This is a genomic window from Vibrio sp. V42_P2S4T144 (assembly GCF_009904715.1).
In the GTDB taxonomy this organism is placed as follows: domain Bacteria; phylum Pseudomonadota; class Gammaproteobacteria; order Enterobacterales; family Vibrionaceae; genus Vibrio; species Vibrio alginolyticus.
Map to the genome: position 1 here is coordinate 1 of NZ_WXWS01000317.1, position 12418 is coordinate 12418.

General features: G+C 44.8%; 9 protein-coding genes. 3 read left to right on the forward strand and 6 right to left on the reverse strand.

The genetic code is table 11. From position 1 onward, the window contains the following. The first annotated feature begins 7 nt into the window (after positions 1-7). The 3 genes from CAG68_RS10890 (at position 8) to CAG68_RS10900 (ending at position 3212) form a co-directional block, all read left to right on the forward strand. The gene (locus CAG68_RS10890; protein WP_161441144.1) at positions 8-289 is read left to right on the forward strand and encodes an alternative ribosome rescue factor ArfA; all 282 of its coding nucleotides are present in this window, start codon (positions 8-10) and stop codon (positions 287-289) included. Between the two features lie 256 nt (positions 290-545). Next, positions 546-1988: a transporter substrate-binding domain-containing diguanylate cyclase gene (locus tag CAG68_RS10895; protein WP_017635871.1), complete on the forward strand. Its 1443-nt coding sequence runs from the start codon at positions 546-548 to the stop codon at positions 1986-1988. Positions 1989-2321: 333 nt separating this feature from the next. Further along, positions 2322-3212: a sigma-70 family RNA polymerase sigma factor gene (locus CAG68_RS10900; protein ID WP_017635872.1), complete on the forward strand. Its 891-nt coding sequence runs from the start codon at positions 2322-2324 to the stop codon at positions 3210-3212. Between the two features lie 26 nt (positions 3213-3238). Here the strand turns inward: CAG68_RS10900 and CAG68_RS10905 are convergent, their stop codons facing one another. The 6 genes from CAG68_RS10905 to CAG68_RS10930 all read right to left on the reverse strand — a co-directional run bounded on the left by CAG68_RS10905 (position 3239) and on the right by CAG68_RS10930 (position 12413). Next, complete coding sequence (locus tag CAG68_RS10905) at positions 3239-3613, reverse strand: hypothetical protein (protein WP_005375619.1); 375 nt, start codon at positions 3611-3613, stop codon at positions 3239-3241. 105 nt (positions 3614-3718) lie between these two features. Continuing rightward, the gene (locus CAG68_RS10910) at positions 3719-5857 is read right to left on the reverse strand and encodes an ATP-binding cassette domain-containing protein (RefSeq protein ID WP_053809549.1); all 2139 of its coding nucleotides are present in this window, start codon (positions 5855-5857) and stop codon (positions 3719-3721) included. After that, a complete protein-coding gene (locus CAG68_RS10915) occupies positions 5854-7440 on the reverse strand; it encodes an ATP-binding cassette domain-containing protein (RefSeq protein ID WP_161441139.1) in 1587 nt (528 codons plus the stop codon). Before CAG68_RS10915 ends, CAG68_RS10910 begins: the two co-directional genes overlap by 4 nt. Next, the gene (locus tag CAG68_RS10920) at positions 7430-8854 is read right to left on the reverse strand and encodes a TolC family protein (RefSeq protein ID WP_161441140.1); all 1425 of its coding nucleotides are present in this window, start codon (positions 8852-8854) and stop codon (positions 7430-7432) included. Before CAG68_RS10920 ends, CAG68_RS10915 begins: the two co-directional genes overlap by 11 nt. Next, complete coding sequence (locus tag CAG68_RS10925; RefSeq protein WP_161441141.1) at positions 8829-11060, reverse strand: response regulator; 2232 nt, start codon at positions 11058-11060, stop codon at positions 8829-8831. The genes CAG68_RS10920 and CAG68_RS10925 overlap by 26 nt, the downstream gene beginning before the upstream one ends. A gap of 3 nt (positions 11061-11063) precedes the next feature. Then, positions 11064-12413, reverse strand: coding sequence for an HlyD family type I secretion periplasmic adaptor subunit (locus tag CAG68_RS10930; protein ID WP_005375593.1), 1350 nt, complete (start codon positions 12411-12413; stop codon positions 11064-11066). Between the last annotated feature and the right edge of the window lie 5 nt (positions 12414-12418).

Here is a 12418-nt window from a genome sequence, read left to right on the forward strand (position 1 = left end):
GCGTAAAATCAGTCCTCAACCGAGTGGCTCACAACATGAGACCGACTTCGGCAGAGGTGAAATCAAAGACAACGCGTTAAAAGCGGTTGTTACCAGTCAGCTGTTCCAAACACGAGTCGTTAAAGCGAAAAAAGGTAAAGGTAGCTTCAGCCGTAAAATGAAGCATAGAGGCAAAGAGCCCTATTCAAAGTTCTCCCCAAGGTGGATTTTGAATAGGGCTTTTTTGTTGGTACTAGGTGTTTGCAAAACTGATGATATTCAATTTTTAGTACCAGATAAGTTTTCCTAATTTATCATGTACTGCTTCAACTGCTTCAACTGCTTCAACTGCTTCAACTGCTTCAACTGCTTCAACTGCTTCAACTGCTTCAACTGCTTCAACTGCTTCAGCGAGCTAGGCGTTGAAAGTACCAATTAAGTACTAAAACTTACTAAGTTAGATTCATATCAATAAGCGTCACTTCCTGTCTTATGCAACTCTACTATATCTTTAGTCTAATCAAACAGCCGAGATTATGGTTTAAAAAGACTGGTGAGAAGTAGGTATGTCATCGACGAGTTATGGTACTTATGGTTGCAAATGTAAAAAAGCGTGTGCTTCTTTATTACTACTGTGGCTGTCCATTTGTCCGATGGCGCATGCACACAAGTCAGAGTCTCATTCTTTAATTGTTGCTAACTCCAAAGCGTGGAAGCCGTTCTCTTACCTTAGCCCAGATGGTGAACCTAAAGGTATTTTAATCGACTTTTGGAAAGAGTACGCGGCGAACAACCAAATCGACGTTCAGTTTCTCCTTTTGGATTGGGATGCTTCTTTACAAGCCGTAAAAGAGGGTAAGGCTGACTTTCACGGAGGACTTGTCTACTCGCCCGAAAGAGCGAAGTATATGGACTTTGGCGCAGTCATAATGCCTATCCAAACCAAACTGTACGTAAATAAAGATGTACTTTCGGTTGATATCAGGAGTGTTTTAACTGGCGAAATGACGCTGCCAATTGGCGTTGTTAAAGGAAGTTACGAGTCTGAGTTTGTTCAGACGAATTATCCGAATGCACCTATCGCAGAATACATTAACAATGATTCGATGATACAAGCCGCCGTCGATAAAAAGGTGCTGTACTTTGTTGCAGACCTGCAAGTTGCTAACTTTTATATGGCAACCACGCCGGGAGCGGGTATGTTTGTCCCGACAATTAGCTTATATAGTAAAGATCTTCGGATTGCAGCAGGAATGCACAGTGCAACTTCCATTTTAGAGGTATCAAGAGCGTTTGAAAAAGTCATCGATACGGATCGTGAGCGGATCCTCACCCGTTGGAGTGTGGTGAAAACGGTTTATCCACTTTATCTTTTCCCTATTGCTATTTTCATTATGGCGGTTGCAACGCTTTATCATATTTTTGCCCTCAAACGTATGGTTGCTCTTCGGACAAGGCAGTTAACGATTGCCAATCAGCAATTGCTAGAGATGACGTTGACGGATTCTCTCACAAAGCTATACAACCGTAGACACCTGATTGAGCAATTGGCGCTACTGAATCATTTGAAGCGAAACTTAACGGTGATGGTGTTTGATATTGATGATTTTAAATCAATCAATGATCGATATGGCCACCTTGCTGGAGACCGAGCAATAGTTGCCATCGCAGAAGCCGCTAAGTCGATGACTGATGACCGAATGACATTGGCGAGAATTGGAGGAGAAGAGTTCGCACTCGTTACGTCTTCTCTGTCAGAGCGAGAAGCGCTCAATTTTGCCAATATGCTTTGTAAAGCCGTTTACGATCAGCCTGTTATACTGGGCGGACAAGCAATTCATTTGAGTATCAGTTTGGGCTGTGCTTACTATCCTGAGTTTACCCACATCGTGAGCTTGCAAGATGCTGACGAGTTGATGTATCAAGGTAAGTCTGAAGGAAAGAATCGTGCAGTTTTCCAAGTTATAACAGACTGTCAGCTTCAACCTGCGCTTCGTCAAGTGAATTAGGTCTCGCTAATTCAACTGATACTTCAAACCATCCTCAAGCCTCAAAGGTTTAGTCAGAGTAACGTGGTAAGCGTTGACGATTACGTTGCGTTGTTTTCTTTGAGGCCAATTTGCGTACAAATATTCGCACTTTCATATATATAACCCCCCACCTGCTCACGTTTTTATCATAGAAGCAGTAATTGTTTTAAAGTGATAAGTGATTTCTTGGTAAAGATCAGAACCCCTGTCTAAACTCAGTGTAAAGTAATGTATATAAAGCATGATGCATACAGTGTTGTACAAAAACAATTAAAGAAGATAAGAAATAAGTTGGCTTGAGAAGGACGGGGAATGAACAACGAATGCTTTGCTAGGTTCCGAGCTGTCACGGATGAACTGTCAATGAAAGAATCGTTGTCAGTTGGGAAAGACCCTTATGCTCACTATCTCAAAGATATTGTGGGCATTGATTTATTGTCTCGTGAAGAGGAGTTGCATTACGCCAAACTTAATCGAGCTGGTGATGAAGAAGCGCGCGAAATGTTGATTGAGTCTAATCTTCGACTTGTTGTGAAAATCGCAAAAGGTTACCTCAAACGGCCAGGTAATAACTTTACTCTGCTCGATTTAATAGAAGAAGGTAATATTGGTTTGATAAAAGCGGTCGATAAGTTCGATCCTGAGCCAGGCTACCGTTTTTCTACTTATGCGGTATGGTGGATTCGCGAGAATATAGAAGCGGCATTAATGAACAATGGCCGCACGGTACGTTTACCTGCTCATGTGTGCAAAGAGATAAATAGCCTGGCTTTAAAAAAGCTCGATGCGTCAAAAAGTGAGAGCAAGGAGTTGTCTATTTCTGAACTCTCACGCTGCTCAGGGGTGAAAGCAGAGCGTATAGATGAACTTGTTGCTCTAAGTGGTTTTATTGATGTATCGACCACTGCGGACCTACATCGCGTTCCATTTGTTCTTGAACTGTGTGAAAGTGAGTATACGCCAGATCCACAACAAGACTGTGAAAACCAGTGCTTTACTCAAGCTATTGAAAATATTATTAAAACCTTGCCAACTAAGTTGCAGAAAGTCTTGATCCATCGATTCGGATTATTTGACCAGAGAGTGAAAACTTTGTCGGAAATAGGCCTGTTATTAAACGTATCTAACGAGCGTGTTCGTCAGATGCAGATAGAGGCGGTTGAACGCGTGCAGAAACGTCTCCGATTCGATGGTTGGGTTTAAGATTTTTAGCCCCTTATCCTAGCCGATTAATTTACTGGCTTGCTACTCTGTTCTTCCGTAAGTAACAGCAGCTCAAGCTGTGCTTTAGCTGCTGCCTCCAATCTCCATACACTCAATAATCGGTTAAGTGCTGCGCGATAAGTACGACTTTTGAGTAAAAAAGCGAGCGTACTTGTGTAGTTGTTTACGACTTGCGCTTGTGTCTCGACCAATGCAGTTTTGTTTTCGATGTCGATGTGTTGAAGGTTAAAGTCAGGAAGAAACGCACACTCATACCATACCTCTACAATTTCACGAATTTCGAGTTCTTCTTCAGGCACATCGAAGTCTTGTAACTGGTAGTTTTCTGGTATTGTTGATAAATAAACCACATCCAATTTGTCTGCAACAAATGTATACATCGGATTCCTTAGTGTACGCGCTTACAGAGTAAATAGTCTCATCGTTTACATTTTTGTCAATGACTGTGCTCAAGTATGAATGATGAATCACACCACATTCCGAACTTAACTTAGACTTTTTAAGTACTTATCGGTTAACCCGAAATACTTCAGGTTGCCATCTGGCTCCAAGACTAAGCTCATATTGGATGTAGAGATCATGCCCGGATCATTCGTTGAGAAAATAACGGTCTTATTGAGTAGTTTGTCGCTGAATAAACGCTTGAAGTAGTGCGAGTTTTCTTGCTCTGCACCATTAAATGGCTCGTCAATGATAATCAAAGATTGTTCGCAGTTGCCTAGCCCTAATGCGAGCCGCAGTCTTTGTTGAATACCATTTGGTAAACTTTTACAGATATCAACGCTCAATTGAGTGTCCAGGCCTTGTGGCAACCATGTATCGAGCTCAAAGAAACTCACCATTTCACGCATTTTTTCTGTTGGGATTAACCCATTATGCAAGATGAAGTTAGTTTCCAAGGAGCCTTCAAAAATATGCAGGTTAAACGGGATGTAGTTAATCGAGGTTCGATAGCGGTAACTGTTGAACTGTTTGATGTTATAACCGTCCACCGAAACTGAGCCTTGATAGCGTTCCTCTAGCCCAGCGATAATAGAGATGAGCGTCGTTTTACCGCAACCTGTTGGTCCACAAATCACGACTTTTGCGCCCGGTGGAATTTTAAAACCAAGATTAGTTAAGCCTGTTGCCGCACCACTATAACGATGGCTCACACCAGAGCCGACGATACTACCTTGAAAGAGGCGAATAGGGGGGCTTTTCTCTAACGTTAGCTTATCGTCATTCATCGCCATAAGGTTGTTGATTTGCGCAGAAGACGCCTTAATGGATTGGAACTTAGAAATAGAGTTGTAGATGCCCATAATAGGCCCCAACGCCTTCCAGACTAAAATTACAGTAGCAAGCATTGCACCTGCATCGGAGGTGCCGTCCATCACGCCGATAACGGCCGCGACGATACTTGCGGTACCAATAACCTGAATCAAACTCCCGCCTGCTGCCTGAACCCTGCTATTAGTCACTGAAACATGTTCTGCATCGTTTGTGCTTTGTAAATGTGATGCGCTAAAGCGGGACTGGATAACACGCAACAATGGCAAGCCTTGGATGGTTTTTATACCACGAAGAATCTCATTCCATTGGTAAGAAACCATGGCGTTGGCGCGAGAGCTCTTGGACGTGGCTTGCGAGTAGATGTAACGAGAATAAACACAGAACACCAACATTAGAATCAACCCCGCCATAACGACTAGCGCTGCGGTACCAGACATAAGAGCAATGGCAATAATGAATACGATAACAAACGGCATGTCGAAGTAGCTTAATGTTGACTCTGCGGTTACCAAACGGCGGAAAGTGTCGATGTCTTTCAAACGTGCTAACTGAGAAGAGACACCAGCGGTAGATGTCATCGAATAAGGAAGCCACAACAGTTTGGATATTACGTTTTGAGAAATATGCACCGCCAAATCCTTTCCTGATGTGGCGATGATGTTGACCCGCATTTTCTTGAAAAAGTATTCCGAGAACCCAACAATCACAGCAAATAACGTGAGCCAATAAAGCGTGGCTTGCGAGCTAGAGGTTAAGGCGAAGTTGTACACACTCATAATGAAAAAGGGCTGGAGTGCGCCGAGAATGCTGACCACGAAGCTGAGAATAATCAGGCTTTTGAGTTCATTGTTGTAGCGATAAAACGCGTATTTAATCCAGTTACTGCGGTCTTGAGATTCAGGTGGCGGCTCTCGGAATAAGCGGGAGTATTCGCTGATCGACACCAACAAGCACGGCTTCTTGCAGAGCGGGTATTCAATGGTGTTGTTATTGGTGTAATCAAACAGGATCAGTTTGCCGTCTTTGGTGCCCAAGAAAATCGCAGTGAGGTTTTCTATCTCAATAAAACAAGGATGAGGGTGCCCCTCGATGTGCTCCAACGTTTTTAATTTGGTGACGTCACAGCGGTAACCAAGGCGTTCAATCGTGGCAATAAAACTGTCGCTGTCTTTTGGTTTAGGGATAAAAGCGTCGCTGAGGATAGAAGGTGTGCCTTCCCATTCAAGCGCTATGAGGGTGTAAGCTAAACCACGAATCAAAGGTGACTGATTGTATCGCTCGTCATAACTTCGAGCCTCAAAGTCCAACAAGCGCTGAGGGACATTATTAAAATCAACCAAAATACTCATTGGTCACCTCCGGTAAGTTTGACGCGTTTGAGGCGATGATTGAGTTTGTCCATCTTATTGCTGACGATGATGAGGATTTTGTCGTTGGCGCGATAGGCGGTACTGGTCAAAACCAATCGAGCAAAGTCGTCATCATAAACACAGTCGAGGTCGTCGAAGATCAACACACGTTTGTTCGCGAGTAAGGCACGCACCAACAACAAGGCATAAGCGACTTGGCGCGAAAATGGGTTGCGTAAATGTCCTTTAAGTTCGGTGTAAAAACCCGCGGGAAGGGCATCGATTTGTGCTTTGATGTTCATGGTTTCGCAAAGCGCAAATGCCGTGTTATTTAAGCTCGGGCGGAAACAAGTCAGGTTGTCTATGATGGTGCCTTCGACGAACGAACTGGTTTTGTCCACCATGAGCACGCTATTACGCCAGACGTTGTAGTTGACATCATCGAGCGGTGTCTCGTTGATTTGGATATCGAGCTTGCTGTCGGTGTTTTGCCGCGTAATGCAATTGGCGAGGTGGGTTTTGCCTGCGCCGCTTTTCCCTGTAAGCAAGTAAGCCTGACCGCGTTCAAACTCGATGCGTTGCTTTTCCGAATACTTCACCGATATACGCTCGACTTCTGTCGTGTCATTTTGTTGTTCTACAGATGCAGCAAGTTCAAGCAGTTCGGCGATACGTTGAATATGAAGCTTGTTCAACTCCCAGCGGCTCACCGTGCGCATCACTTGTTGGTATGGGGCGAAGTAGCGGTTGGTAAGCATGATGATGGCTGCCATGATGCCTTGGCTAGATTGCATGTTGATAACTGCCGTTGCTAAAACTACCACCACACAAGCAATGGAGAGCTGTTGTATGAGCGACAAGATAAGGCTGAAGTTCGATTCGATCTGCTCGTATTTGATGTTCTCGACTTCACGCTCTTCCACCATTTGTGTCATCAAGCTCTCAACGCGATATTCCATATTGCGTGCTTTGATATCGAGTGGGCTAGAGATGATCTCGATGATTTTTGAGGTGGTTAAGCCCTCGATGTCGGATTTGTTTTCTAGGCTGTTGATTTTTTGCTTAGACAGGCTCAGTGCGAACACCGCCAAAATGATGGAGGCGAGCAAGATGGTCACTCCCGCCCAAATGTTGATCAGACCGATAATCAGAATGGTCAGTATGCTGACGGCAAGGTTGATCAATGCCCTTACAGATTCTCCGCCAAAGAAGGATTTAATCTCTGGAATGGTGGCAATACGCTCTAGGTATTCACCGGGTTCTAGACGACGAAACTTCGAAATCTCAGCCAAACAGATGGATTGAAACACCTTGTTGGTTAGGTTGGTTTCGAACTGCTTCATGATCACCGACGAAATCTTCTCTTCCTGATTCTTTAAGTGATAGTCGAGGAAGATAGTGATCAAGATAATGGCAAACAGAAGAAACAGCGTGTCTTTGGCTTGGTTAGGTAAAACACGGTCAAAGATAATCAGAATCGAAAAGGGCAGCACTAAACCAAACAGCGTTGAGATGACCGTTGAGAAAGTCAGATAACACTTGTCAGCAAAGTTAATCTTCTGGGAAAAATGCTCAGTTTGCACTGCGACCTCCTTTCTTAATCGATGGTTTGGAGAGAAGGTGTTTTGGAACTAAGTCTTGATTGCTTCTGCCTTCGATATCGCTCATCAACTGCATGATGCTTTCGATGGATTGCACCGACAGCATGCCTTTGATTTGCTCAAGATTGATCGATTCAATGATGTAGTCATAACGCGCACTCTCGTAATCACGTAGCGCGCTAAACAGTTTACTTTCCGCTGCCAGTAAGTCGGTAATGGTTCGCGTGCCAAGCTGGTAAGCGCGTTGAATGCCTTTGTAGGAAGCGTAGTTGGCTCGGATGATGTTCTCGTAACTGCTAATAGCGCGGGAGAAGTCATTAATGTTGAGTACTGAGGTGTTAACGCTATTGCGCGTCGTGAACAACGAATCTTGGTACAGCAGCTCGGTTCGCTCGATGGCAGTTGATGATTTTTGATAACCGTAGTAATCCGAACCGCCGGAGAAAATCGGCACATTCAAGTTCAAACCGACGCTGGTGGAGTTACTGTCTCCTGTTGCGGTTGGGTCGGTTCGGTCATAGTTGTTCGCGTCGTCGTAACGGTAACTGGCAGAAAGCGATACGGTCGGCACAAAGTTTGAACCGCTTTCTTTCAAGCCTCTTCGGCTGCGTTCTACGGTTTTCTTCGCAACCAATAAATCGTTATTGAGCTTCAAAGCTTGTTCAAGAATCGCGCGTTGTTCGGATTCGCTGATTTCCGCCAAGGGCACGCTTTCGTAGATGTCCTGCGATGGGGTGACTGGATATTGAACTTGAATCTCTAAACCGTTCAAAATCACACGTCGATCTTTCTCTAAGGTTCTTAAGCGGTTGGCAATGCCTTCTTTCTGAGCGATTACCTCATACAACTCGCTCGCCGCAGTGTTGCCAAGCTCCACGTTGCGACGCATTTGGCGTTCACGCGTTTCAGACGATTTAAGCTCGACTTTGGTGGCTTTGATTTGCGCGTTGTTTTTGAGGTACTCGAAATACTGGGTCGCGATTTCAGAAATGGTGCTCTGGATTTTGTTCTCGTGTTTGATTTCTTCAATGTTGAAATCAAGCTTCGCGGTGCCGTATTTGAAGATGTCGCCAAGGTTAAACACCGATTGGGATAAAGACACGCTGTAGCTGTTCGAGTTGTAGCTTGAACGTGTATCCGGTGTTCCCGTTAATATGGTCTCGTTTTCACTCCATGTGGTATCAGCAGCACCGTTTAAAGAGGGTAGAAACTTAGAACGGCTAATGTCGATGTTGTATTCGTTTTCTTCCACGCCTTTGTCACTAGCGCGCAGAGATAAGTTGTTTTCCAAGCCGAGTTTGACCGCCTCAAGCAAGGTGGTCGCCATTGCCGAAGGAGCATTGCTCAATGTAAGCGCTGCCAATACGCAGCTAGTTAAGTTTCTGTACCGCCACATACTTGTTGATCACCTTGATGATTTCGTCGTTTTTATAAGGTTTGCTGATCACGTAATCCATTCCAGCTTCGATACAAGCTTGGTGTTCATTACTGCTGGTCAATGCTGTCGCACCTATAATGGTGCAAGGGTTTTGTCCGCTCTCTTGTTCGTATTGTCGAATGCGTTTGGTTGCTTCAATACCGCCCATGCCCGGCATGATGCAGTCCATAAAAATGATGTCCGAGCGCTGGTTCATGAAGTGCTGAACGGCGTCTGCGCCATCGCCAACGGTATCGGCTTCGTATTCTTGCTTGCTCAAAATACGTTTGAGTAGAATCTGTTGAACACGGTCATCTTCCACAATCAGGAATGAGCTGTTCTCCATCTGATCTTCTGAGGCTTCCGCTTCCATGATTGCTAAAAGATTGGGGATGAACTCATACGGAATCGCAGGAGAGTTCAGAATCTTGTCGACAAAGGTATGGCTCTCTTGTGCTTGCTGAGTACTAGTGACTGAAAGCAACAACTTGGTGTTCGGGTGATTGCGCAGTTGCGATTTCACTGTTTTGCTCAGTGAGGGCAGCTTGTTTGGCTCGAACGTGTCGGTCAGCATGATGGCATCGTATTCGCCAAAGGTTTTTGCAGCAGAGAAGAGCTCGTTCGGCGTTCGAATTGGCGTGATCTCTAAGCCCAAGTTGACGAGCATCTTGTTCATCACATCAATGCGCAGCTGAGAGTTGGCACACAGCAACAAACGTTTATTGTCGAAGCGAGTTTTTTCGGTGTGGAAGCTTTTGGCTTTCAAATCGAGCTGAATTTGAAAACGTTCCTGATTGCCCGATTGATACCAATGGCTCTCGTAATAGCCATAATCTTTCAGTACGCTTTTCGCCAAATCGTCTTTGGTTGCGGTGTGCTGTTTATGGTCGCTCCAGTGTAGGGTATTGAGCTTGGCAAACGGCACATCCAGTGTGGTTAAGAAGTTTAGATTGATGGTCAGGCGAGTGTTTTCAATGTCTGACGCCGCGCCTGACTCAATGGTGACAAACAGTTTCTTATCGGCTTTGAGTTGGATGGCATTCGATAGCTGTAGGAACAACACCCAGAATAAGCTGGTGGATTGCCCTTCAACACGGTTTGGTAGGTTATCCGAGATAAAGCAGTCTAATTCACCTTCATTTCGTTGTACTTTTGAACTGATGTGAATCATCAATTCAGACAGCACATTAAGCAGTGAAAACTCTTTCGATTTGCTCTCGGTCCCTTGTGAAATGAGTCGGTTGTAGTTCTCTGCCAACTCGGACAAGGTATTGGCAGCCGAGGTTATATCTTGCGCCATCAACACGCCGCTCTCATCGGTCTCTTGTACGAGATATTGCACGCCGCCGTTAATGGTGTTGGTGATGCCACGAATCTCGTAACCAATCAGAGCATAGAGCTGCTTGTAGAGATCGTTATTACGTTTTTGCTCTTCGAGTTTGCTGAAAATCAGTTTTAGGTGAGAGTAGATCTGACGCTGCTTCGGATTGATGCTCACTTCATTCAGCAACTCTTCCAACCTTTGTAAATCCAGTTGTTTGAGTTCTTGATAAAGCCCGTCGAACTCTTGGTCAATGTCGCGCTCATTCGAACTGGATTTTTTCAGTTTAAGGATTGCCACTAAATTCGATAGAACGGCGATACCAACCAATACGACAACGACCATAAACAACCAAATGAAGAACTCGTTTTTCTCCATCATTAGGTCGCTCGCATGGTTGTTAAACATGGTGCGATAGTTGTCGTCCATTTGGAGGTAGTTATTGGTGAGCGAGAGATACAGTGCCAACACATCGTCACGTGTTTTTGGGCTGTCTGAGAAGCGATTGATTGCCAGTTCAAGCTGCGTATATTCGGTCGCGCCTACCAAGCTAAACTCGGTTTTGTTGAGTGACGCGAGAGATTTAAACTGGTCAATTTCATTTTTCAGAACCTTAAAATCAAGCTCTGTTGTACTGCAATAACGCGCGGCTAAACAGCGCTGAAGCGTTTGGATATCAAGTTCGATGGTTTGGTTGAGTTGTTGAGCTTGAACCAACAGAGGCGCGTTTTGCACTTGCTCCACTGAATCCACTTTTTCCCAAGATACATACAAATAAAAGGCGAGGGCAGCCAGCACCAAGCTGAAAGCAATGCTTAGGCGCATAACAGGAACGGAAATATTGTAGGAAGGCTTGTTACTCATCCATTATCTCTCATCGAACGCGTCTTCGATAGCCGACATAACCGGCTTCGCAGCGTATTCGATAACCCGACGTGACCCTGTTTTCACGTCGGCGGTAAACTCCATGTAAGGGGACAGTTTGTATTGTGTGCCTCCGCGCTCTAGATAGTTTTGACTGATTTGGATCTCGGCGAGGTAGAATTCAGCGTCTTCTTCTTCATAAGAAGAACGGCTGATCGACGCAATTCGACCTTCCAAAAATCCGTACTTGGCAAAGTTGTAGGTATCCATCTTCACTTTGACCGCTTGTCCGATTTCTACAAAACCCATGTCTTTACGCGGGATCTTCGCCTCTCCATGAAGGGCGTTATTGATCGGTGCAATGTCCGCGATGCTTTCACCTGGCGGTATCACAGCGGAGCGGAAGTTGAAGTGCACTTTATCTACTACACCGTCAATAGGGGCGTAAACCACGAGGCGATCCACTTTATCTGAGTGTTGAGGACGCAATATACGTTTCAACTTTAAGTCCTTGTTTGCTTGAATGATTTGCGCTTGATACTCGGCATTACGATTCTCCACCAAGTCTCGGTACTGCTTCTCTAATTTGTCGAGTTGGAAGCGCTCATTCATGACCGACTCATCAAGGTTTTCTATCTCACGCACCATGTTTGACTCTTGAACCTGCATATTCAGAACATCGACGTAAGACGCCATTTCCTCTTTGTACAAGGTGTTCTTAATATTGAGCTGCTTGCGTATCAAGGAGAGCTGGTTCTCGGAGCTTTTACGGCGCTTGAGCATTGAATCAATAAGCGAATTCTTATGTTGGATATCGTGAGTGATCAACTCTTCATTGGAACGGTTTTTAGAAAATTCTTGCTGCCAGGTATTCATGTTGACTTGCACTAATTCTGGGTACTTTTCGATGTAGGCAGAAAAATCGGGTTCCACCATATCGCGCAGGCTTTCGTAACGAATCTTGTCTAGCTCTAGCTGAATGATCTCTGTGTTTACCGTATCGAGTTGAGTGTTTCTATCCAGAGAGCGAAGGCGTGCAATAGGCTGACCTTCGTAAACTACTTCGCCTTTGCGCACTAGCATTTCTTCTAGAATACCGCCTTCAAGGTGTTGCACTTTTTCGATGTCAGATTCGAGCAATAGCTCACCGCGCACCGACACCACAATGTCGATACGAGCCTGAGATGCCACGGCGATAGCCACCATGGAAAGCAAAAAGATAACCAGCAAGGTTTTGTGTACGCTGGTCATTGCACTGGCTAGCACGATTGTATCGTCTGTTGTTACCTTCGAAGCTTCGTTGTTCGAAACGAGCGCCTTTTTGAGGTGATGTTCTATTTGCTTATTACTCATGAGCC

Coding starts and splice junctions, on each gene's coding strand:
- CAG68_RS10910 (WP_053809549.1), bottom strand. CDS start 5,857: ATGAGTATTTTGGTTGATTTTAATAATGTCCCTCAGCGCTTGTTGGAC.
- CAG68_RS10920 (WP_161441140.1), bottom strand. CDS start 8,854: ATGTGGCGGTACAGAAACTTAACTAGCTGCGTATTGGCAGCGCTTACA.
- CAG68_RS10905 (WP_005375619.1), bottom strand. CDS start 3,613: ATGTATACATTTGTTGCAGACAAATTGGATGTGGTTTATTTATCAACA.
- CAG68_RS10930 (WP_005375593.1), bottom strand. CDS start 12,413: ATGAGTAATAAGCAAATAGAACATCACCTCAAAAAGGCGCTCGTTTCG.
- CAG68_RS10925 (WP_161441141.1), bottom strand. CDS start 11,060: ATGAGTAACAAGCCTTCCTACAATATTTCCGTTCCTGTTATGCGCCTA.
- CAG68_RS10900 (WP_017635872.1), top strand. CDS start 2,322: ATGAACAACGAATGCTTTGCTAGGTTCCGAGCTGTCACGGATGAACTG.
- CAG68_RS10895 (WP_017635871.1), top strand. CDS start 546: ATGTCATCGACGAGTTATGGTACTTATGGTTGCAAATGTAAAAAAGCG.